Annotated in this window: 22 protein-coding genes; 18 read left to right on the top strand and 4 right to left on the bottom strand. The window is 61.9% G+C overall.

Going from position 1 to position 22,718, the window contains the following annotated elements:
• The first annotated feature begins 7 nt into the window (after window positions 1-7).
• Both galU and def read left to right on the top strand, forming a co-directional pair.
• Window positions 8-901 (top strand): UTP--glucose-1-phosphate uridylyltransferase GalU, encoded by an 894-nt coding sequence (gene galU, locus J0O65_RS22995; protein ID WP_215409522.1) that lies wholly within the window; start codon window positions 8-10, stop codon window positions 899-901.
• Window positions 898-1,434, top strand: a complete 537-nt coding sequence (def, locus tag J0O65_RS22990; RefSeq protein ID WP_215409521.1) for a peptide deformylase — start codon at window positions 898-900, stop codon at window positions 1,432-1,434. The genes galU and def overlap by 4 nt, the downstream gene beginning before the upstream one ends.
• A gap of 136 nt (window positions 1,435-1,570) precedes the next feature.
• Here the strand turns inward: def and J0O65_RS22985 are convergent, their stop codons facing one another.
• From J0O65_RS22985 to map, 4 genes are all read right to left on the bottom strand, one after another.
• The gene (locus J0O65_RS22985) at window positions 1,571-2,335 is read right to left on the bottom strand and encodes a flagellar brake protein (RefSeq protein ID WP_215409520.1); all 765 of its coding nucleotides are present in this window, start codon (window positions 2,333-2,335) and stop codon (window positions 1,571-1,573) included.
• 152 nt (window positions 2,336-2,487) lie between these two features.
• Window positions 2,488-3,237 carry a pseudouridine synthase gene (locus tag J0O65_RS22980; protein ID WP_152252659.1) on the bottom strand — a complete coding sequence of 250 codons (750 nt, stop codon included), beginning with the start codon at window positions 3,235-3,237 and terminating at the stop codon, window positions 2,488-2,490.
• 41 nt (window positions 3,238-3,278) lie between these two features.
• Window positions 3,279-5,846, bottom strand: coding sequence for a [protein-PII] uridylyltransferase (locus J0O65_RS22975; protein ID WP_215409519.1), 2,568 nt, complete (start codon window positions 5,844-5,846; stop codon window positions 3,279-3,281).
• 55 nt (window positions 5,847-5,901) lie between these two features.
• A complete protein-coding gene (gene map, locus J0O65_RS22970) occupies window positions 5,902-6,714 on the bottom strand; it encodes a type I methionyl aminopeptidase (RefSeq protein ID WP_070221576.1) in 813 nt (270 codons plus the stop codon).
• Window positions 6,715-7,104: 390 nt separating this feature from the next.
• On the opposite strand from map, the gene rpsB reads away from it, so the two are divergent.
• From rpsB to J0O65_RS22890, 16 genes are all read left to right on the top strand, one after another.
• Window positions 7,105-7,857 carry a 30S ribosomal protein S2 gene (rpsB, locus tag J0O65_RS22965; protein WP_010397614.1) on the top strand — a complete coding sequence of 251 codons (753 nt, stop codon included), beginning with the start codon at window positions 7,105-7,107 and terminating at the stop codon, window positions 7,855-7,857.
• Window positions 7,858-8,015: 158 nt separating this feature from the next.
• Window positions 8,016-8,927, top strand: coding sequence for a translation elongation factor Ts (tsf, locus tag J0O65_RS22960; protein ID WP_215409518.1), 912 nt, complete (start codon window positions 8,016-8,018; stop codon window positions 8,925-8,927).
• A 148-nt stretch (window positions 8,928-9,075) separates the two neighbouring features.
• Window positions 9,076-9,792: a UMP kinase gene (pyrH, locus tag J0O65_RS22955; protein WP_076569768.1), complete on the top strand. Its 717-nt coding sequence runs from the start codon at window positions 9,076-9,078 to the stop codon at window positions 9,790-9,792.
• Between the two features lie 117 nt (window positions 9,793-9,909).
• Entirely contained in the window at window positions 9,910-10,470 is a 561-nt protein-coding gene (gene frr / locus J0O65_RS22950) for a ribosome recycling factor (protein WP_070221522.1), read from the top strand.
• A gap of 99 nt (window positions 10,471-10,569) precedes the next feature.
• Complete coding sequence (gene uppS, locus J0O65_RS22945; protein WP_215409517.1) at window positions 10,570-11,337, top strand: polyprenyl diphosphate synthase; 768 nt, start codon at window positions 10,570-10,572, stop codon at window positions 11,335-11,337.
• Entirely contained in the window at window positions 11,337-12,170 is an 834-nt protein-coding gene (locus J0O65_RS22940) for a phosphatidate cytidylyltransferase (RefSeq protein WP_215409516.1), read from the top strand. Before uppS ends, J0O65_RS22940 begins: the two co-directional genes overlap by 1 nt.
• Before the next feature lie 8 nt (window positions 12,171-12,178).
• A complete protein-coding gene (ispC, locus tag J0O65_RS22935; protein WP_215409515.1) occupies window positions 12,179-13,363 on the top strand; it encodes a 1-deoxy-D-xylulose-5-phosphate reductoisomerase in 1,185 nt (394 codons plus the stop codon).
• On the top strand, window positions 13,360-14,721 hold the full coding sequence (gene rseP / locus J0O65_RS22930; protein ID WP_215409514.1) for an RIP metalloprotease RseP: 1,362 nt from the start codon (window positions 13,360-13,362) through the stop codon (window positions 14,719-14,721). Before ispC ends, rseP begins: the two co-directional genes overlap by 4 nt.
• 83 nt (window positions 14,722-14,804) lie before the next feature.
• Window positions 14,805-17,141, top strand: a complete 2,337-nt coding sequence (bamA, locus tag J0O65_RS22925) for an outer membrane protein assembly factor BamA (RefSeq protein WP_215409513.1) — start codon at window positions 14,805-14,807, stop codon at window positions 17,139-17,141.
• 51 nt (window positions 17,142-17,192) lie between these two features.
• Window positions 17,193-17,711: an OmpH/Skp family outer membrane protein gene (locus J0O65_RS22920; RefSeq protein WP_046684967.1), complete on the top strand. Its 519-nt coding sequence runs from the start codon at window positions 17,193-17,195 to the stop codon at window positions 17,709-17,711.
• A gap of 25 nt (window positions 17,712-17,736) precedes the next feature.
• The gene (gene lpxD, locus J0O65_RS22915; RefSeq protein WP_215409512.1) at window positions 17,737-18,792 is read left to right on the top strand and encodes a UDP-3-O-(3-hydroxymyristoyl)glucosamine N-acyltransferase; all 1,056 of its coding nucleotides are present in this window, start codon (window positions 17,737-17,739) and stop codon (window positions 18,790-18,792) included.
• Complete coding sequence (gene fabZ, locus J0O65_RS22910) at window positions 18,789-19,283, top strand: 3-hydroxyacyl-ACP dehydratase FabZ (RefSeq protein WP_034752234.1); 495 nt, start codon at window positions 18,789-18,791, stop codon at window positions 19,281-19,283. Before lpxD ends, fabZ begins: the two co-directional genes overlap by 4 nt.
• Window positions 19,283-20,074, top strand: coding sequence for an acyl-ACP--UDP-N-acetylglucosamine O-acyltransferase (gene lpxA / locus J0O65_RS22905; RefSeq protein WP_034784140.1), 792 nt, complete (start codon window positions 19,283-19,285; stop codon window positions 20,072-20,074). The genes fabZ and lpxA overlap by 1 nt, the downstream gene beginning before the upstream one ends.
• The gene (gene lpxB / locus J0O65_RS22900) at window positions 20,058-21,242 is read left to right on the top strand and encodes a lipid-A-disaccharide synthase (RefSeq protein WP_215409511.1); all 1,185 of its coding nucleotides are present in this window, start codon (window positions 20,058-20,060) and stop codon (window positions 21,240-21,242) included. The genes lpxA and lpxB overlap by 17 nt, the downstream gene beginning before the upstream one ends.
• 44 nt (window positions 21,243-21,286) lie before the next feature.
• Entirely contained in the window at window positions 21,287-21,925 is a 639-nt protein-coding gene (gene rnhB, locus J0O65_RS22895) for a ribonuclease HII (RefSeq protein WP_215409510.1), read from the top strand.
• Complete coding sequence (locus tag J0O65_RS22890) at window positions 21,922-22,707, top strand: TrmH family RNA methyltransferase (RefSeq protein ID WP_215409509.1); 786 nt, start codon at window positions 21,922-21,924, stop codon at window positions 22,705-22,707. The genes rnhB and J0O65_RS22890 overlap by 4 nt, the downstream gene beginning before the upstream one ends.
• Window positions 22,708-22,718 lie beyond the last annotated feature (11 nt).

The following is a 22,718-nucleotide window of genomic DNA, read 5'->3' as shown; positions in this document are numbered from 1 at the left end:
AAGACCCATGAAAAAAATCAGAAAAGCAGTCTTTCCCGTCGCCGGCCTGGGCAGCCGTTTCTTGCCAGCGACCAAGGCGCAACCGAAGGAAATGTTGCCCATCGTCGACAAGCCGCTGATCCAGTACGCGGTGGAAGAAGCCGTGGCGGCGGGCATCACGGAAATGATCTTCATCACGGGGCGCAACAAGCGCGCCATCGAAGACCATTTCGATACGGCCTACGAGCTGGAGTCGGAACTGGAGGCGGCCGGCAAGCGCCAGTTGCTCGACATGGTGCAAAACGTGATTCCCAAGCACATTAATTGCATCTACATTCGCCAGTCGTCGCCGCTGGGCCTGGGCCACGCCGTGCTGTGCGCCCGTCCCGTGATCGGCGACGAGCCGTTCGCCGTGCTGCTGGCCGACGATTTCATGGATGTGGAAGAGGGCGTGCGCCCCGTGCTGGCGCAGATGACCGATGTCTTCCAGTATGAAAATTGCTCGCTGCTGGCGGTGCAGGACGTGCCGCGCGCGGAAACCAAGCAGTACGGTATCGTGTCGGCAAGGAATTATCAGCCCGACCTGGAACTGGTCTCGGCCATCGTGGAAAAGCCCGCGCCCGAAGAGGCGCCGTCGACCCTGGCCGTGGTGGGCCGCTATGTGCTGACCAGCCGCATCTTCGGCCACCTGGAAAATATCGGTACGGGCGCCGGCGGCGAAATCCAGTTGACGGACGGCATCGCCGCCCTGATGCGCGAAGAGCGCGTGCTGGCTTACCGCTATCAGGGGCAGCGTTATGACTGCGGCTCCAAGCTTGGTTATCTGAAGGCAACGACGGCGATGGGCATGAAACATCCGGAAACGGGGGCGGCCTTCCGTACTTACCTGCAAGAACTGCAATCGGCACTGGACACAAAATGACGGTACGTGAAATCCTCAAGATGGGCGATCCGCGCCTGCTGCGCATGGCAGAGCCCGTGCATGAATTCGATACGCCCGAATTGCATGCCTTGATCGCCGACATGTTCGACACCATGCACGCCGCCAACGGCGCTGGCCTGGCGGCGCCGCAGATCGGCGTCAACCTGCAGCTGGTGATCTACGGCTTCAAGCAGAACCTGCGCTATCCCGATGCGCCGCAAGTGCCGGAAACCGTGCTGATCAACCCGGTGCTGACGCCTTTGTCGGAACGCAAGGAAGAGGGTTTCGAAGGCTGCCTGTCCGTGCCCGGCCTGCGTGGCAGCGTGCCGCGCTGGAGCGAGCTGCACTATGAAGGCGTGGACCAGTTCGGCCAGCCCATCAGCCGCGACTGCGACGGTTTCCACGCCCGCGTGGTGCAGCATGAAGTCGACCATTTGCACGGCATTTTGTATCCGATGCGTATCGTTGATTTTACGCAGTTCGGCTACACGGAAGTCATGTTTCCCGATCTCGACCCAAACGACGACGATTAATTGCTGCTTCACCTGGGGTCAGACCCGGCGGGTCAGACCCCAAATGTTGCTGGCGGTAGCAGTGAATGAGTACAAAAAATGGCCGCGCAGCATCAGCTGGGCGGCCATTTTTTATGCCTGAGGCAAAGCTGCGAACCTAGCGCACCTTGCGGCTGCTGCCCAGGTTATCGAGCAAGGCCTTCAGCTCATCCTGCATGGCTTCCGTCAGGTTCAGGAAGCGGCAGCCGATCTGCACTTGCTCGCCCAGCAGGAAGGAGCGGAAGGTGCGCGACAGGCGGATTTCCAGGTCGGCGATCATGACCTTGTTTGGCCCCAGTTCCAGGCGCACGCGCGACAGTTTGCGTCCGACGTACAGGCCGACCGTGTCGCGCGGATGGGCGCGCATGCCGATGCCGCCGGCCGAGAAATCATACAGTTGCAATTCATACGGACGCCCCTCGAGCACGAAGGCGGCCAGGTAGTACACGCCCAGCGGCGTTTCCAGGCGTGCCGATTCGCGCCGTTCCAGCACCAGGCAATGGCTGGGGAAGTTGGTCAGGTAAACGTTCGGCCGTTCGGGATACGCTTCCCATTCGCCATTGATGGTAAATTGCAGTTTGGCACTTTGCACCCAGGACACAAACGTGGCGCCACCAGGCGGCAGGGTCGCGCCTTCATTGAGTTCCAGCACGAATTGCGGCAAGTCATCGTCGACGGACAGGATGCGCCCCAGGATGACCTCTTCGCCGCCCGCCGGGTAGATGGAGATGGCGTCGCCGTTGTCAGCCAGGCTGCACAGGGTTTCGCCGATATCCCACGGATCGCTCATATGGTGCGGCTTGGTGCCGGGGGCCATCGGCTCGGCCACGTCAGCCAGGCTGGGCGCGCCTTTGCGCAGGGGATTGGGGATGGGATCGTTCACGACAGCGTATCTCTTTTATTCTGATGGGGAATAGTGTATAGGTTTAAAGCAATATTTACTAAGTAAATCACAATAATTGTTTTTGTATCACTATATTCCTGTTGCTTATGCGGAATGGCACGCCGCGCGGCATGCCACCTTGATGCCGTCGCTTAAAATTGTTCGTCCGCGCTCAGGTAACGCCATTGACCGGTCGGCAAGTCACCCAGCTTGACCTTGCCGATGCGCACGCGTTTCAGACCCAGCACTTTCAGGCCCACGGCTTCGCACATGCGGCGGATCTGGCGTTTCTTGCCTTCGCGCAGGGTAAAGCTCAGCTGGTCTTCATTTTGCCAGCGCACCTTGGCCGGCAGCAGCGGCTTGCCGTCGAGCCACAGGCCGTGGTTGAGCTTTTTCAGCTCGCTGTCGGGCAAGGTGCCGCCCTTGGTGTAGCTGACGCGCACCAGGTATTCCTTGTCGATATCGGTATCGTGGCCGATCAGCTGCTTGGCCACGCGGCCATCCTGGGTCAGCACCAGCAAGCCGACGGAATCGATGTCCAGGCGGCCGGCCGCCACCAGGCTGCGCAGCTGCGTGGGGTGGAACTGTTCCGGGCTGCGGTCTTCCGCCCAGCGGTTTTCCGCCTTGATGAGGGCCACGGCGGGCGTGTAGCCGTCTTCGGCCTGGCCGCTGACGTAGCCGACGGGTTTGTTGATCAGCACGGTGACGCGCTTCGATTGCTCGGCCGCCGCCTGGCGCTCCACGGTGACGCGCTGGCTGGGGGTGACCTTGCTGCCCAGTTCGGACACCACCTTGCCATCCACACGGACCCAGCCGCGCGCGATCCATTCATCGGCTTCGCGGCGGGAGCACAGGCCCAGTTCGGACATGCGTTTGGACAAGCGTAATAATTCTTCGGTCATGTTGTTTCAGTTTCAGTAGGGGTAGGCGCTGCGCGCAAAGCTTACACTTTCAGCGCATCGAGTAAATCGGTTTCCAGCAATATCTGGTTGCGGGCGTTGTTGAGCGCGGGGCCGTCGACGAGGAAGACGTCTTCGACCCGCTCGCCCAGGGTCATGATCTTGGCCGTGTGCAAGTTGATGCGGTACTTGGTCAGCACGTTGGCGATCGCATACAGCAGGCCCGTGCGGTCGTTGGCGGCCACCGACAGCAAATAGTACTGGCCCTTTTCATCGGGCCGCAAATCCACGGTCGGCTGGAAGGGGAAGGTGCGCGACAGGCGCGACAGCCGCCCCTTGCCCGGCGGCGGCAGCGGCGTTTGCGACTGCAGCAGCTCGCCCAGCTCATGCTCGATCAGGCTGATGATGTCGCGATAGCTCTTGGCGAAGTTCTGCTCCGTGACGAGGAAGGTGTCGAGCGCATAGCCATTTTTCGTCGTGTGGATCTTCGCGTCGAGGATGCTGAAATTCTTGCGGTCGAAATAGCTGCAGATGCGCGCGAACAGGTCGGGCTGGTCGGGAATGTACACGGCCACCTGCAAGCCTTCGCCGATGGGCGCCAGCCGGCATTTTACCACCGGCAACTTGCTGTCGAGCTTGTCATACAGCGAGCGCGTCTGCCAAGCGATGTCGGAAGCGTCGTGGCGCAGGAAATACGCCACGTCCAGCTGCTGCCACAGCTTCAGATGCGCGTCCGGCGGCAAGCCGTACAGGCGCAGGGTGGCCAGCGCTTCCTGCTGGCGGTTCTTCAGCTCGCGGTCGGCCGTGTGCGGCTCGCCGCCCAGCACGCGCAGGGTGATCTTGTACAAGTCTTCCAGCAACTTGCCCTTCCAGGCATTCCACACCTTCGGGCTGGTGCCGCGGATGTCGGCCACCGTCAGCAGGTACAAGCCCGTCAGGTGGCGCTCGTCCTTGACCACTTTCGCAAAGGCGGCGACGACGTCGGGATCGGACAAATCTTGCTTTTGCGCCACTTGCGACATGGTCAGGTGATTTTCCACCAAGAAAGCCACCAGTTCCGTGTCTTCTTCCGACAGGCCGTGGTCCTGGCAGAACTGGGTGGCGTCGGCCACGCCCAGCTTCGAGTGGTCGCCGCCGCGGCCCTTGGCGATGTCGTGGAACAGGGCCGCCACGTACAGCAGCCACGATTGCGAGAAATCGGCCATCAGCTGGCTGCAGAACGGGTATTCGTGCGCGTGCTCGCTCATCGTGAAGCGGCGCATGTTGCGCACCACCATCAGAATGTGCTGGTCGACCGTGTATACGTGGAACAGGTCGTGCTGCATCTGGCCCACGATGCGGCGGAAATTCGGCAGGTAGCGCCCCAGGATGCTCATCTCGTTCATGCGCCGCAGCGCATGGATGATGCCCACGGGCGCTTGCATGATGCGCAGGAACAGGGCGCGGTTGACGGGGTCCTGGCGGAAGGCGGCGTCGATCTTGAAGCGCGCGTGCCACAGGGCCCGCGTGGCGCGCGAAGTCATGCCCTTCAGGGCCGGGCGCTCCGTCATCAGGACGAAAATTTCCAGCATGGCCGACGGGTATTGCTCGAACGTGTCGTCGGCGCTGATGTCGATCAGGCTGTTGACTTCATTGAAGCGTTCGTTGATGGGCAAGGCCACGTCGTCTTGCGGAAACAGTCGCGCCTCGATGTTTTGCAGCAGAATCGTGTTGAGCTGGGTCACCGTCTTGGCGGCCCAGTAATAACGCTGCATGAGGAATTCGCTGGCGCGGCGCATGTGCGGCCCGCTGCCCGTCGCTTGCAGGCCCAGCGATTCGGCGATGGCCGTCTGCACGTCGAACACGAGGCGGTCTTCGCGCCGTCCCGCATGCAGGTGCAGGCGCACGCGGATATCCTTGAAGGCGCGCTCTTTTTCCATCAGCTGGCGCGCTTCCGTCAAGGTGATCAGGCCGCCCGTGGCCAGGGTGCGCCACGAGTTCGCCAGGCCGGCCGCCTTGGCCACCCACAAAATGACCTGCAAGTCGCGCAGGCCGCCCGGGCTTTCCTTGCAATTCGGTTCCAGGCTGAAGGCCGTGTCTTCGTATTTGGCGTGTCTCTGGCGCATTTCCGCCGTTTTCGCCTGGAAAAACGCCTGCGGGTCCATGGCCGCGTCATAGCGCTGCTGCAATTGCGCGAACAGGTCGGCGTTGCCGCACACGAGGCGCGCTTCGAGCAAGCTCGTTTGCACGGTGATGTCGGCCTTCGATTCGACCAGGCACTCATCGACCGTGCGGATGCTGTGGCCGATTTCCAGGCCCAGGTCCCACAGCAGTTGCACCAGTTCCTCGAGTTTTTCCTGCGTCGCCGCATCCGGCGCCTGTTGCAGCAGGATCAGCAGGTCGACGTCGGAATACGGAAACAGTTCGCCGCGGCCATAGCCGCCCACGCCCACCAGGGCCGTGCCGGGCGGCAAGCCCGCTTCCTGCCAGGCGCGCGCCAGCACGCCGTCGACGCTGTGGCGCAGGCTGCGCAACAGTTTTTCAGGCTTGCCGTCGGCCTGGAAGGCCGCAATGACGACCTGGCGGTCGGCTTTCAGTTGCTGCTTCAGCTGTTCCCGAACTTGCTTTTTCATCTGGGCCCTGGGTGGCGGTGGGTCGGGTGGGGGCGGGCTTGATCGCCCAGGCTTATCAGGCTTTATTGCCGATGAAGGCGGGCGGTGGCGGCATGCCGGGCGAGACGGTCAGCACTTCATAGCCCGTTTCCGTCACCAGCACCGTGTGTTCCCATTGCGCCGACAGGCTGCGGTCCTTGGTCTTGATGGTCCAGCCATCGTTCATTTCGCGGATTTCGCGGCGGCCCGAATTGATCATCGGCTCGACGGTGAAGATCATGCCCGCTTCCAGGCGTTCCAGGGTGCCAGGTTTGCCGTAATGCAATACCTGCGGTTCTTCATGGAAGACCTTGCCGATGCCGTGGCCGCAGAATTCGCGCACCACGCTGTAGCCGGCCTTTTCCGCGTGCTGCTGGATGGCGTGGCCGATGTCGCCCAGGTGGGCGCCAGGCTTGATCTGGTCGATCCCCAGCCACATGCATTCATAGGTGATTTCCGACAGGCGCTTGGCCAGGATGGTCGGCGTGCCGACGAGGAACATGCGGCTGTTGTCGCCGTGGTAGCCATCCTTGATGACGGTGATGTCGAGGTTGACGGAGTCGCCGCTCTTGAGGACCTTGTCGCCGGGGATGCCATGGCAGATGACGTCGTTGACGGAGGTGCAGATGGCTTTCGGGTAGGGCGTGTAGCCGGGCGGGCAATAGTTCAGCGGGGCAGGGATGGTGCCTTGCACGTTGACCATGTATTCGTGGCACAGGCGGTCCAGTTCGCCGGTCGTGACGCCGACCTTGACGAAGGGGGTGATGTAGTCGAGCACTTCGGCGCCGAGTTTGCCGGCAATGCGCATGCCTTCGATGTCGGCGGCGGTATTGATACGGATGGTGGACATGGTGTAATTCGCAATCTGCAGGATGTTCGGGTAAAAAGCACAGACAAATCCCAGTGTCGGAGGAAAAGTCTGCAAATATGTCGAAATTATAAACGAGGCGCCCTGTATCCGCCGCCCCCATCCTATGGCAGGCAGGCGATTTTTGCGGGAAAACCCATGGCCGATATGCGTTGCACCAGTATGGTGCAACGCTTGCCGTCACCGCGCGCGCGATTTGCGCCGTGGACTTGATGGAATGGGTATTTCGGTGTAGAATCCCGGGTTGCTTGAATTCTCTTTTAAGCAATGCAGTAAAACAGTGTCTTTAATTTATATAAACACGCGAATCCGGTCGACAAGGGTGCCTGTATGGTGACTGATCGGATTCCAGACCCAACCCTGGAGTTAATAATGTCCGTAACAATGCGCGAAATGCTGGAAGCCGGTGTCCACTTTGGTCACCAAACCCGTTTTTGGAATCCAAAAATGGCACCGTTCATCTTCGGCCATCGCAACAAGATCCACATCATCAACCTGGAAAAAACCATGGCGATGTACCAGGACGCAATGAAGCACGTGCGTCAACTGGCTGCAAACCGTGGCACCATCCTGATGGTTGGCACCAAGCGTCAAGCGCGCGAAATCATCGCTGCTGAAGCACAACGCGCTGGCGTGCCTTTCGTTGATCAACGTTGGTTGGGCGGCATGCTGACCAACTTCAAAACGATCAAAACCTCGATCAAGCGTCTGAAAGACATGGAAGTGATGATCGAAGACGGTTCGATCGAGAAGCTGTCGAAAAAAGAAGCGCTGATGTTCTCCCGCGAAATGATCAAGCTGCAAAAATCGATCGGCGGCATCAAGGACATGGGCGGCATTCCTGACGCAATCTTCGTTGTGGACGTCGGTTACCACAAAGGCGCGATCACCGAAGCGGCCAAACTGGGTATCCCGGTCATCGGCGTTGTCGATACCAACCACTCCCCGGAAGGCGTGAACTTCGTGATCCCAGGTAACGATGACTCCTCGAAAGCCATCATGTTGTACGCTCGCGGTGTTGCTGACGCAATCATCGAAGGCCGTGCAGCTGCCGGTAACGAAGTTGTTGAAATGGTTAAAGCAGCCGCTGGCGACGAATTCGTCGAAGTAAACGAACAGGCTTAATGGCCAGGCTATCGCAGGATAGCCGTTTGTAAGCACAGCAGTAAGGGAAAAGGGGTGGCAGCAGCTCCCCCTTTTTTTTAACAAAAAAACGATAGAGACCGCTGGCGAGGCATGCATGCCCGGCCGCGACTATCGACTCACCGAATCAGGAGAAACACATGGCAGCGATTACAGCAGCGATGGTAGGCGAATTGCGCGGCAAAACCGACGCACCAATGATGGAATGCAAAAAAGCACTGACCGAAGCCGAAGGCGACATGGCGCGTGCGGAAGAGATCCTGCGCGTCAAACTGGGCGGCAAGGCATCGAAAGCATCGGCACGCATTACCGCAGAAGGCGTCGTGGCAACCTACATCGCCAATGGCGTAGGCGCGCTGGTCGAAGTAAACTCGGAAACCGACTTCGTTGCGAAAAACGACGATTTCCTGGCACTGGCCAACAACGCTGCCCGTCTGGTGGCAGAACACAACCCGGCTGACGTCGCTGCCTTGCTGGCCCTGCCACTCGATGGCAAGACCCTGGAAGACGTGCGCGCTGCCCTGATCGGCAAAATCGGCGAAAACATGACCATCCGCCGCTTCCAGCGTTTCGAAACCAGCGCCAAGCTGGCTTCGTACCTGCACGGCTCGCGCATTGGCGTGATCGTCGAATTCGACGGCGCCGATGAGCAAGTGGGCAAAGACGTGGCCATGCACATCGCTGCCATGAAGCCAGTGTCGCTGTCGTCGGAGCAAGTTCCGGCGGAACTGATCGAAAAAGAGCGTTCGGTTGCACAACTGAAAGCCGAAGAAGACGCAGCCAAAGCGGCCGCCGAAGGCAAGCCAGCGCAATCGCCGGAAATCCTGGCCAAGCGCCTGGAAGGTTCCGTACAGAAGTTCCTGAAAGAAGTTTCCCTGCTGAACCAGGCTTTCGTGAAAAACGACAAGCTGTCGGTTGAGCAAATGCTGAAGGCGGCTAACACCACCGTCAAAGGCTTCGCCATGTACGTAGTAGGCGAGGGCATCGAGAAGAAGCAGGACGACTTCGCAGCAGAAGTCGCAGCACAGATGGCTGCCTCCCAGGGAGCGTAAGTAAAGCGGGCCGAGAGGCCCGTTTTTTTGGCCCGCCCGCACCTGTCGTGCCGGGCGGCGGCATGGGCAGCTTCCTCCCGCCTGTCCGGCGCTGCAAGGCGCTGCGCCATGTCATACTCGAATAACCTCATTTATGGAGCCCCAGCTCATGTCAAAACCAGCCTACAAGCGCGTCCTCCTCAAGTTGTCCGGCGAAGCCCTGATGGGTGATGATCCCTACGGCATCAACCGCGCCACGATCGAGCGCATGGTGGCCGATGTGGCCGAGGTGGCGAAGTTGGGTGTGGAACTGGCAATCGTGATTGGCGGCGGCAATATTTTCCGCGGCGTCGCGCCCGGCGCGCAAGGCATGGACCGTGCCACCGCCGACTACATGGGCATGCTCGCCACGGTGATGAATGCACTGGCCCTGGCCGACGCCATGCGCCACGTTGGCATTACCGCGCGCGTCATGTCGGCCATCGGCATCGAGCAAGTGGTCGAGCCCTACGTCCGCCCGAAAGCCCTGCAATACCTGGAAGAAGGTAAAGTGGTCGTCTTCGCCGCCGGCACCGGCAATCCGTTCTTCACCACCGACACGGCAGCCGCCCTGCGTGGTTCCGAGATCAGCGCCGAGATCGTCCTGAAGGCCACCAAGGTCGACGGCGTCTACACGGCCGATCCGAAGAAGGATCCGAACGCGACCCTGTTCCACACGATTACGTTCGACGACGCCATCGCCAAGCACCTGCAGGTGATGGATGCCACCGCATTCGCCCTGTGCCGCGACCAGAAACTGCCAATCAAAGTGTTTTCGATCACCAAGCCAGGCGCGCTGATGCGCGTGATTCTCGGTGAAGACGAAGGCACGTTAGTACACGTTTAAGGAGAGGTGGAGGCCATCCAGGATACCCCGGGCGGCTTTCAATTCTCCCGGCAGCGCGAACATTTGCACTGCAATTGAATTGTAATATCCATTTATTATCAAGATATAGGAGGGCGTATGTCCTTAGCTGACGTTAAAAAGAATACCCAGGAACGCATGACGAAGTCGCTGGAAACACTGCGGGCCGACCTGGCTAAAGTGCGTACCGGCCGCGCCCATACGGGTATCCTGGACCACGTGATGGTCGAGTACTACGGTTCGCCGACGGCGCTGACCCAGGTCGCCAACGTGACCCTGATCGACGCGCGCACCATCGGTGTGCAGCCGTACGAAAAGAAGATGGCCAACACCATCGAAAAAGCCATCCGCGACGCCGACCTGGGCCTGAACCCATCGGCACAGGGCGACCTGATCCGCGTTCCGACGCCGCCGCTGACGGAAGAGCGCCGCAAGGAAATGGTCAAGCTGGTCAAGAGCGAAGCGGAAGACGCGAAGATTGCCGTGCGTAACATTCGCCGCGATGCGAACGAGTCGCTGAAGAAGCTGGTCAAGGAAAAAGCCTGCTCCGAGGACGATGAGCGCCGCTCGTCGGAAGAAGTGCAGAAGCTGACGGACAAGTTCATCGCCGACATCGACAAGATGGTGGTCGACAAAGAAAAAGAAGTGCTGACGGTCTAGTTCCCAGTTCTTTTGACGCTGCCCGGGAGAGCATGGCTTTTCCGGGCAGTGCTATTTGGCGCATAATAGCTATCTTTTATTTTTGGCATTCGTGTTTTCATGATCTATTCGAGTTCGACAACGGCAGTACCTGAGGTGGGCACGGTGCCGCGCCATGTGGCAATCATTATGGATGGCAATGGCCGCTGGGCAACCAAGCGCTTCCTGCCCCGCGTGGCTGGCCACGTCAAGGGCGCTGACGCCGTGCGCGGCGTCGTCGAGACTTGCCTCGACCGGGGCGTCGAATACCTGACCCTGTTTGCCTTCAGTTCGGAAAACTGGCGCCGCCCGGAAGAAGAGGTGTCGATGCTGATGCGCCTGTTCGTTACCATGCTGGAACGCGAAGTGGTCAAGATGCATGCGAATGACATCCGCCTGAAGGTGGTGGGCGACCTGTCGCGCTTCAATGAGCAGCTGCAGAGCCTGATCGCCAATGCGGAGCGCAAGACGGCGAACAACACGCGCCTGACGGTGTCCATCTGCGCCAACTATGGCGGCCGCTGGGACATCATGCAGGCAGTCAATAAAATGACGGCCGCGGCGGCAGTCGACGGCCAGAGCGCCGCGCACGCCTACACGGAAGAGCAACTGGCGCCTTACCTGGCTATGGCCTACGCACCCGAGCCCGACCTGTTCATCCGCACGGGCGGCGAGCAACGCATTTCCAATTTCCTCCTGTGGCAACTGGCGTACACTGAGTTGTTTTTTACCGAGACTTTCTGGCCCGACTTCAATGCCGAGTGCCTCGACGCGGCAATCGCGTCTTACCAGCAGCGCGAACGGCGCTTTGGCCGTACCAGCGCGCAATTAACTGAAAAGACAAACTGATGCTGAAAACACGGATAATCACCGCCCTGGTCTTGTTGGCGGTCTTGCTGCCGGTTCTGTATCTGAATTATTTCCCCGCTTTCGCCGTGATCGCCACGGCGTTCTTCGGCGCCGCCGTCTGGGAAAGCTTCCGCATTTTCAAAAATCGCCACGCGCTCCTGATTGCCGCCGTCTGGACTGCCGCCTTCGCGTATACGTTTTTTGTCGGTAACGGCATGGCGCAGCTCAATTTCTGGTTCGCCCTGTGCGTGGCCATCTGGCTGATCCGCTTCGTGCCTTCGCTGGCGACGGGCTTGCCACCGACCGAAGGCCTGGGCAATACCTTGCTCAGCCTGGTGTATCCGGTGACCATCGTCGGCTGCTTCGTCGCCATCATCGCCCTGTTCCTGCATAGTCCCTTGTACCTGCTGTCCGTCATGGCCCTCGTGTGGATCGCCGATATCGGCGCCTATTTCTCGGGCAAGGCTTTCGGCAAGCGCAAGCTGGCGCCAAGTATTTCCCCAGGTAAATCCTGGGAAGGCGCCATCGGCGGCGGCATCGCCGTGCTCGTCGTCGCCGCCATCACCATCGTGGCCGCGCCATCGCTGCCGGTCCTGCAAGACACCTTTGCCGTGCAGCTGCAATTGCGCCGCGGGTGGCTGGTGGCCTTGCTGGTGCTGCTGCTGATCGTCGCCGCCAGCATCGTCGGCGACCTGTTCGAATCCCAATTGAAGCGCCGCGCCGGCATCAAGGACAGCAGCAAGCTGCTGCCTGGTCATGGCGGTGTACTCGACCGTATCGACGCGTTGATCCCGGTCCTGCCATTTGCCGCCCTCGTGGCCGGCTGGCTTTAAGGAAACTCATGCAATACATCACCATCCTTGGCGCGACCGGCTCGATCGGCGTGTCCACCCTGGACGTGCTCGCGCGTCATCCGGAGCACTACAGCGTGTATGCGCTGAGCGCACACAGCCGTGTGGCCGAACTGGCCGCCCAGTGCCTGCAATTCCGTCCCCAGCGCGCCGTCGTCGGCACGGCGGACGCCGCCCTTGAGCTGACGCGCTTGCTGCGCGGGCAGGGCGTCGATACGCAGGTCGAGTACGGCGTCGAAGCCCTGTGCGCCATCGCCAGCGCGCCGCAGGTGACGGGCGTGATGGCGGCCATCGTCGGCGCGGCCGGCCTGGCGCCCACTCTGGCGGCGGCACGCGCTGGCAAGAAAGTATTGCTGGCCAATAAAGAGGCGCTGGTCATGTCCGGCCAGCTGTTCATCGACGCCGTGCATGACAACGGCGCCGTGCTGTTGCCCATCGATAGCGAACACAACGCCATCTTCCAATGCATGCCGCACGCCCATGGCCGCGCGCCGGGCGCCGCCGGCGTGGCAAAGATCGTGCTGACGGCGTCGGGCGGTCCCTTCCTCACGCGCGACGTCGAGACGCTCGACACGGTCACGCCGGACCAGGCCTGCAAGCATCCGACCTGGGCCATGGGGCGCAAGATTTCCGTCGATTCGGCCACCATGATGAACAAGGGCCTGGAAGTGATCGAGGCGCACTGGCTGTTCGGCGCGCCGGCGGAGCAGATCGAAGTGCTGATCCACCCGCAAAGCGTGATCCATTCGATGGTGTCGTACATCGACGGTTCCGTGCTGGCCCAGCTGGGCAATCCGGACATGCGCACGCCGATCGCGCATGCGCTGGCTTATCCGCGGCGCATCGCTTCCGGCGTGGCGCAACTGGATCTGGCGCAAGTGGCCACGCTGCAGTTCGAACGTCCCGATTTCCGCCGTTTCCCCTGCCTGGCGCTGGCCTTCGACGCCCTGCGCGCGGGTGGCACGGCGCCGGCCTTGCTGAACGCGGCCAATGAAGTGGCCGTGCAAGCCTTCCTCGACGGGCAGATCGGCTTCCGCCAGATCGACCGCGTCATCGCCCACGTGATCGAGACGGTGCCGCACGGCGCCGCGTCGAGCATCGAAGCCGTGATGGAGCAGGACCGCCTGGCCCGGGTGGCCGCGCACGCGTACATCGCCCACAGGCTGGCCGCATGACCCTGATTACCACCTTGCTGGCGTTTATCGTCGCGCTGGGCTCGCTGATCACCCTGCACGAGCTGGGCCACTATCTGGTGGCGCGCTGGTGCGGCGTGAAAGTGCTGCGTTTCTCGATCGGCATGGGAAAAGTGGTGTATTCGCGCAAGTTTGGCAAGGACCAGACGGAATGGGCGATTTCCGCGCTGCCGCTGGGCGGCTATGTGAGCATGCTCGACGGCCGCGCGCAAGACCTCAGTGATTTGCCGGAAAGCGAATTGCGCCGCGAATTCACGCGCCAGAGCGTCTGGCGCCGCATCGCCATCGTGGCCGCCGGTCCGCTGGCCAATTTCCTCGTCGCCATCGTGCTGTACGCGGGCCTGTTCATGCACGGCATCGAAGAGCCGTCGAGCAAGCTCGGTCCCGTGGCCGAGCAGACGGCCGCCCATGCGGCCGGCTTGCGCAGCGGCGATACCGTTGAAGCGGTCAATGGCAAGGCCGTCGCCAGCTGGTCCGAGCTGCGCTGGGAGCTGATCCAGGCCACCCTCGACAAGCAGCCGGCCCGCATCGAAGTGCGCCGTCCCGACCGCGGCCAGCAGGAAGCGACCTTGCCGACGGCCAGCCTGACGGAGGCGGACCTGGAAGGCGACGTGCTGGGCAAGCTGGGCCTGACCCTGGCCCGTTCCGCGCCCACCTTGATGGAAATCATGCCCGATGGCACCGCCGCGCGCGCGGGCCTGCAAAAGGGCGATGAAATCCTCGCCATCGACGAACGGCCCGTGCACGACGTGGCGGCCGTCATCGCCACCCTGAGCCAGGCGCCGGGCCGGACCTTGCAGTTGCAGCTGTTGCGCCAGGGCCAGGATCTGACCCTGGCGATTACGCCGGAAGCCGTAGCGGGCGCCGGGCCGCAGGGAGCTGTAACAGTTGGTAAGATACAGGCAAAGCTGGGACAGGTGCCGGATATGATCACCGTGGCCTCCGGACCGTTCTCCGCCGTGGGCAAGGCGTCCGCCAAGGTCTGGGATACCAGCGTCATGAGCCTGAAAATGCTGGGCAAGATGATCACCGGCCAGGTTTCGCTGAAGAATGTGACGGGACCCATTACCATCGCCGATTACGCGGGCCAGACGGCGCGCATCGGCCTGGTAAGCTACCTGAGCTTCATCGCCTTCATCAGTATCAGTCTGGGCGTGATGAATTTGCTACCCATTCCTGTTCTGGATGGCGGGCATTTGCTGTATTATTCGCTGGAAGTTTTGACCGGACGCCCCTTGCCGGAGCGCGTAGGCGAGATTGCCCAGCGCCTGGGGATCGGTTTGTTGCTGACCTTGATGGTGCTTGCCGTCTTTAATGACGTGTTGCGATTGCTGAATTAGGGCGGTGGTTGATGCCATTGCGTGAGTCGCACAAGCAATCTTTTGTGTATGTTGTCCATTGATTTACCCATTGAATAACCCCAATGAAATTACATTCTGCTCGTTTTGCCTTGCCTTCCTTTCGCCGCAGCCTGATCGGCGCCGCCGTCATGGCCATCTGTTCCGGCCATGCGCTGGCCGTCCAGCCATTTACTGTCAAGGACATCCGGGTCGAAGGGATCCAGCGTACCGAAGCGGGCACCGTCTTTGCCTACCTGCCGGTGCGCGTCGGCGAGACGTTCTCCGACGAGAAGAGCGTTGCCGCCATCAAGGCCCTGTATGCGACGGGCATGTTCAAGGATGTGCGCCTGGAAGCCGATGGCGACGTGCTGGTGGTGCTGGTCGAGGAACGTCCGGCCATCGCGAGCGTGCAATTCACGGGCACCAAGGAATTTGAGAAGGATGTGCTGGTCAAGGCATTGAAGGAAATCGGCGTGGGTGAAGCCAAGATTTTCGACAAGGCATCCGTTGACCGCGCGGAACAGGAACTCAAGCGCCAGTACCTGTCGCATGGCCTGTACGGCGTGAAGATCACGACCACCGTCACGCCGATCGAGCGCAACCGCGTCAACGTGGTGTTCGCCGTCGACGAGGGCGACGTGGCCCGCATCAAGCAGATCAACATCGTCGGCAACAAGGCCTTCACCGACAAGGAACTGCGCGAGCAGCTGGCCCTGAACACGGGCGGCTGGTTCAGCTGGTATACCAAGGCCGACCAGTATTCGAAGACCAAGCTGACGGGCGACATCGAGGCGCTCAAGTCCTACTACCTGGACCGCGGCTATATCGAGATGCAGGTCGACTCGACGCAAGTGTCGATCACGCCCGATAAAAAAGACATTTACCTGACGATCAATATCACCGAAGGCGAGAAGTACAAGATCGCCGGCACCAAGTTCGAAGGCGAGATGTTTGGCCGCGAAGAGGAGCTGAAAGCGCTGAACCTGATGCGCGAAGGCGAGATCTATTCGGGCGCGCGCCTGACGGCGACGAACAAGCGCATCCAGGACCGCCTGGCCACGTTCGGCTACGCCTTTGCCAACGTCAACGCCAATCCGGAAATCAACCGTGAAAAGCATGAAGTCGGTTTCACCTTCTTCATCGATCCGGGCAAGCGCGTGTACGTGCGCCACATGAATATCGCCGGCAATACCACCACGCGCGATGAAGTCATCCGCCGCGAATTCCGCCAGTTTGAATCGTCCTGGTACGACAGCAACAAGATCAAGCTGTCGCGCGACCGTGTCGACCGCCTGGGCTATTTCAAGGACGTGACCATCGACACGCCGGAAGCGCAGGGCACGACCGACCAGGTCGACGTCAACGTGACGGTGGTGGAAAAACCGACCGGCAACTTCCTGATCGGCGGCGCCTTCTCGCAATCGGAAAAATTCACCCTGTCGGCCTCGATTTCGCAGGCCAACTTTGCCGGTAGCGGCAACACGGTCGGCATTGAACTCAATACCAGCCATTACAGCCGCACGATCGCGTTTTCGCAAACCAATCCGTACTACACGGACGACGGCATTTCGCGCAGCTTTGAAGTCTACCTGCGCACGACGGAACCGCCGGCGCTGAACATCGGCAGCTACAAGATCAAGCAGACCGGCGGCCGCGTCAGTTTCGGCGTGCCGTTCTCGGAAGTCGACACCGTCTTCTTCGGCATCGGCGCCGAGCGTTCGCGCATCGAGACCGACATCACCAGCCCGATCCGCTTCAAGCAGTACGTGATCGACAATGGCGGCCCGTCCGACGGTATCGGTTCGGCCACCACCAATTCCATCCCGCTGACGGCGGCATGGCAGCGCGACAGCCGCGACAGCGCCCTGACGCCATCGATCGGCCGTTACCAGCGCGTCAACCTGGAGGCGGACCTGATCGGCGACCAGAAATACTTCCGTGCCATCTATGAGCACCAGTATTTCCGTCCGCTGTTCAGCAAGGTCACCCTGGCGCTGAAAGGCGAGATCGATTACGGCCATGGCATCGGCAAGCACGTGTATCCGGTCTTCAAGAACTTCTACGGCGGCGGCATCGGTTCGGTGCGCGGCTACCTGAGTTCCTCGCTGGGCGCGGTCGAACCGAGCACCAACGATGCCCTGGGCGGCGCCTCGCGCCTGATCGGTAACGCGGAACTGCAGATGCCATTCCCCGGTTCGGGCAATGACCGCAGCTTGCGCTGGTTCGGTTTCCTTGACGGCGGCCAGGTCTACCAGGAAGGCGAAAAAATGCGGATCTCGCAATTGCGCTATTCTGCTGGCTTGGGCATCAGCTGGATTTCACCGGTGGGCCCGCTCAAGCTGAGCTATGCCAAGCCGTTGAACGCCAAGCCGACGGACCGCCTGGAGCGCTTCCAGTTCCAGATGGGCACCGGTTTCTGACCGGCCATCTGAATCGGGGCGACTGCTTTTACTTTTTGACCATGGAGTATCATGAACACCGCATCCGCTACCCTGCCCAAGACCCTTGCCGTGATCGCATTGTGCTGGAGTTCGCTGTTGCCGGTGCAGGCGCAGGCTCAGGAGTCGAAGATCGCCTGGATCAGCAGCGAACGTATTTATAACGAATCGAGGCTGGCCAAGCTGGCCAGCGCCAAGCTGGCCGAGGAGTTCCGCTCGCGCGAAAAAGCCGTGCAGGAACTGGCGGCCCGTTTCAAGGTCGCCAACGAAGCCCTGGAAAAGGACATGCCGACCCTGAGCGAGGCGGAGCGCGCCAAGCGCCAGCGCGAATTTTTCGAGCTGGACAAGGAACTGCAGCGCCGCCAGCGCGAGTTCCGCGAAGACCTGAGCCAGCGCACGAACGAAGAGCGCAGCGCCATCGCGGAAAAAGCCAACACCATCATCCAGCAGATGGCGCATATCGAAGGCTATGACATCGTGCTGCAGGAAGCCTTGTGGGCCAGCCCGCGCATCGACATTACCGACAAGGTTCTGAAGGCGCTGGATAAGTAACAGCAACAAAATAAAGGTTAAATAGATGGGCACTCGACTAGGAGAATTGGTCGAACGCTTCGGCGGGCAGTTGGCGGGCGATCCCAACCTGGAAGTCACAGGCATCGCACCGCTGGCCGACGCCGGCGCTTCGCACATCAGCTTTCTCAGCAATAGCAAGTTCCGCGCGCAGGCCGCGCAGAGCGGCGCCGCCGCGCTGATCCTCACGCCGGCCGACGATGCGCTGATCGGCGGCGACTACGCCGGCGCGCGCATCGTCACTCCGAACCCCTATGTGTATTTCGCGCGCGCGGCGCAGTATTTCGCCGCCCTGCACGAGATCAAGGCGCCGCTCGGCATCCATCCGGGCGCCTTCGTCGACGCCAGCGCGCAGGTCGACGCCAGCGCCTCCGTCGGCGTGCATGCGGTGATCGAAGCGGGCGCCGTGATTGGCGCCGGCTGCGTGATCGGCGCCGGCTGCGTGGTGGGGCGCGACGCCGTCATCGGCGCCGGCACCCAGCTGTTCGCCAACGTGACGTTCCACGCGCGCTGCGTGATCGGCCAGCGCGGCATCATCCATTCGGGCGCCGTGATCGGCACCGACGGATTCGGCTTCGCCAACGAAGGCGGCGTGTACATCAAGATTCCGCAGACGGGCAGGGTGGTGATCGGTGACGATGTCGATATCGGCGCCAACACCACCATCGACCGCGGCGCGCTGGCCGACACCATCATCGAAGATGGCGTCAAGCTCGATAACCAGATCCAGATCGGCCACAACTGCCACATCGGCGCGCACACGGCCATGGCCGGCTGCGTCGGCGTGGCCGGCAGCGCCGTCATCGGCAAGTACTGCACCTTTGGCGGCGCCGCCATGGTGCTGGGCCACCTGACCATCGCCGACCGCGTCCACGTTGGCTCGGGCAGCATGGTTTCGCGTTCGATCGCGGAGCCTGGCCAGTACACGGGCTTTTATCCGCTGGCCAAGAACGCCGACTGGGAAAAGAGCGCCGCCATCGTGCGCAACCTGTCAAGCATGCGCGAGAAGATCCGCGCGCTTGAAAAAACAATTAAAACACTGACCACGCAAGACGAAAAATGACTACTGAAAAAAAGACCCTCGACATCCTCGCCATCAAATCGCTGCTGCCGCACCGCTACCCGCTGCTGCTGGTTGACCGCGTGCTGGACTGGGAAGCGGACAAGACCATCACCGCCATCAAGAACGTGACGGTCAATGAAGAGTTCTTCCAGGGCCATTTCCCGCACAAGCCGGTCATGCCCGGCGTGCTGATGATCGAAGCGCTGGCGCAGACGGCGGCCTTGCTGTCGTTCCTGTCGATGGGCGTGAAACCGGACGAGAATTCTGTGGTGTACTTCGTCGGCATCGACAATGCGCGCTTCAAGCGTCCCGTCGAACCGGGCGACCAGCTGAAGATGGACGTGGAAATCCTGCGCGTCTCGCGCGGCATCTGGAAATACAAGGCCGTCGGTACGGTCGACGGCAAGCTGGCGGTGGAAGCCGAACTGATGTGCACCATCCGCAGCGCGCAGGATGCGAGCCAGTCTGCGAGCCAGCCAGCGGGGCAGTGATGGCGGCCATCCACTCAACGGCGGTGATCGACCCGAAGGCCGAGCTCGACAGTTCGGTCGAGGTGGGTCCGTACACCATCATCGGTCCGCACGTGCGCATTGGCGCCGGCACCAAGGTCGGCCCGCACGTGGTCATCGACGGCCATACGACGATCGGCAGCGACAACCACCTGTTCCAGTTTTCCTCCATCGGCGCGCAGCCGCAGGACAAGAAATGGGCGGGCGAGGCGACGCGCCTGGAAATCGGCGACCGCAACACCATCCGCGAGTTCTGCACCTTCAACACGGGCACCGTGCAAGGTGGCGGCGTGACGCGCCTGGGCAACGACAACTGGATTTCGGCGTATGTGCACCTGGCGCACGACTGCCTGGTGGGCAACAACACCATCTTCTCGAACAACGCCCAGCTGGCGGGCCACGTGGAGATCGGCGACTGGGTCATCATGAGCGGTTTCGCCAACGTGCACCAGTTTTGCAAGATCGGCGCGCACGCCTTCGTCGGCATGAGCACCAGCCTGACGCAGGACGTGCCGCCCTTCGTGCTCCTGAACGGCAATCCGGCGCAGGCACACGGCGTCAATATCGAGGGCTTGAAACGCCGCGGCTTTACGCGCGAGCAGATCAACGGCATCCGCACCGCGTATAAACTCATCTACCGCTCGGGACTGACCCTGGAGGAATCCAAGGCGGCCCTGTTCGAGGAAGAGGCGGCGTCGTCGCCCGAGGTGGCGCAGCACATTCGCGCCATGCGTGAATTTTTGGGCGTGGCGTCGCGTGGCATCGTCCGCTGACCACGCCAGCGGCCTGCCGGTCGCCAACGTCGCCATTGTCGCCGGCGAGGTGTCGGGCGACCTGCTGGCCAGCCGGCTGCTGTCCGGCCTCGTGCCGCAGCTGCCCGGCACGCGCTTCCACGGCATCGGCGGCGAGCACATGGCCAAGCAGGGGTTTGTATCCGACTGGCCGCTCGACAAGCTGACCGTGCGCGGCCTGTTCGAGATCATTCCCCGCTACCGCGAGATCAAGGGCATCCAGAACGCGCTGCGCGACCAGCTGCTGGCGGAGCGTCCCGCCGTCTTCATCGGCGCCGACTATCCGGGCTTCAATCTGGGACTGGAGCGGCAGCTCAAGGAAGGCGGCATCCCCACCGTGCATTACATCGGGCCGCAGATCTGGGCCTGGCGCGGTGGCCGCATCAAGAAAATCATCAAGGCCGTCTCGCACATGCTGGTGATCTTCCCGTTCGAGGAAGAGATCTACCGCAAGGCGGGCGTGCCCGTCACCTATGTCGGCCATCCGCTGGCCGAAATGATCCCCCTGCAGCCCGACGAAGCGGCCGCGCGCCGCACCCTCGGCCTGCCCGAAGACGCCAACGTCGTGACCCTGATGCCGGGCAGCCGCATGGGGGAACTCAAATACAATGCGGTGGCGTTCGTGGCCGCCTGCAAATTGCTGCTGGCGCGCGACCGCTCCTTGCGCTTCGTCGCGCCCATGGCCGGCGAAAAGCAGCGCCAGTACTTCCTGCAGCTGATCCGCGAAGCGGGCTTGCAGGACGTCGAGATCATGCTCACCGATGGCGGCTCGCACACGGCCATCTGCGCCGCCGACGCGGTGCTGGTGGCGTCGGGCACGGCCTCGCTGGAAGTGGCGCTGTACAAGAAGCCCATGGTCATCGCCTACAAGATGATGCGCGCCTCGTGGGAAATCATGCGCCACATGGGCTACCAGCCGTGGATCGGTTTGCCGAACATCCTGGCGCGCGACTACCTGGTGCCCGAGCTGCTGCAAAACGCGGCCAGCCCGCAAGCGCTGGCCGAGGCCATGTGGCAGCAGCTGAGCGACGTGCCCGGCCGCCTGCGCCTGGTGCAGCGCTTCACGGACATGCACCACAGCCTGCTGCGCGACAGCGCGCGCGACAGCGCCAACGCCGTCATGCAAGTCATCGCCGCGAACCGCAAGTAACTCCCGCTCACCGCTACAACCGCAGTACCAACCAAAGATTCAACGTGAAAAATATCTATCCCGGCCTGTTTGACGACTTGCCATTCTCGCTCGATGAAATCGTCTGCGGCGTCGACGAGGCAGGCCGCGGTCCGCTGGCCGGCCCCGTGTTCGCCGCCGCCGTGATCCTCGACCCGAACCAGCCCATCGACGGCTTGCGCGATTCGAAGAAACTCACCGAAGCCAGGCGCGACCTGCTGGCGCCGCAGATCAAGGCCAAGGCCCTGGCCTGGGCCATCGCCGAAGCGTCGGAAGAGGAAATCGACCGCCTGAACATTCTGCAGGCGTCGATGCTGGCCATGCGCCGCGCCGTCGAGGCGCTGGCGACCGTGCCGACCCTGGCCCTGATAGACGGCAACCGCTGTCCCGTGATGCCGATACGCGGCATGGCCATCATCGGCGGCGACGACAAGGTCGATGCGATTTCCGCCGCCTCGATCCTGGCCAAGACGGCGCGCGACGCGGCCCTGGTGCACCTGCATGCGGCCTATCCCGAATACTGCTTCGACCAGCACAAGGGCTATGGCACCAAATTGCACCTGGAGCGCCTGCACCTGCACGGCGCCTCGCCCGTGCACCGCCGCTCGTTCGCCCCCGTGCGCAAGGTGATCGCCCTGTTTGGCGGACAGGAGGTGGTGGCATGAAGACGATCACCTCGCGCGACAATGCGCAATACAAGGAGCTGCTGAAACTGGCGGGCAGTTCGCAGGCGCGCCGCAAGTCGGGCCGCACCCTGCTCGATGGCGTGCACCTGTGCCAATCCTACCTGCAGCTGCGCGGCATGCCGGAGCAGTGCATCGTCAGCGAAAGCGCCTTGCGCAATCCGGAAGTGGCGGACATCGTCGGCCAGCTGGAAAGCCAGCGCGCGCACGTACTGGGCTTGCCCGACGCGCTGTACAACGCGGTCAGCCAGGTCGAGCACGGCGTGGGCGTGATGTTCCTCATCGAGACGCCGGAACGGGCCGTCACGCAGCCGCTGAGCGTGTCGGCCGTGCTGCTCGATAACCTGCAAGACCCGGGCAACGTGGGCTCCATCCTGCGCAGCGCGGCGGCCGCAGGCATCACGCAGGTGTACTGCAGCGCCGGCACGGCATTCTGCTGGTCGCCGAAAGTGCTGCGCGCGGCGATGGGCGCGCACTTCGTGCTCGACATCTTTGAAAACGTCGACCTCGCGGCGCTGGTCGCCGACGCGAAAGTGGCGACGCTCGCCACCAGCGGCTACGCCACGCAGCAGCTGTATGACGTCGACCTGCGCCAACCGGTCGCCTGGCTGTTCGGCCATGAAGGGCAGGGCGTGGCCGACGACCTGCTGTCGATGGCGACGCACCAGGTGGTCATTCCCCACCTGGGCCAGATCGAATCGCTGAACGTGGCCGCCTGCGCCGCCGTCTGCTTCTTCGAGCAGCTGCGCCAGGGCCAGGCTTGAACAGGGTAGCC

Origin of the sequence: Janthinobacterium sp. JC611, from assembly GCF_018682595.1 — a bacterium.
Taxonomy (GTDB): Bacteria; Pseudomonadota; Gammaproteobacteria; order Burkholderiales; family Burkholderiaceae_D; genus Janthinobacterium.
This window is presented reverse-complemented; position numbering and strand designations above follow the sequence as displayed.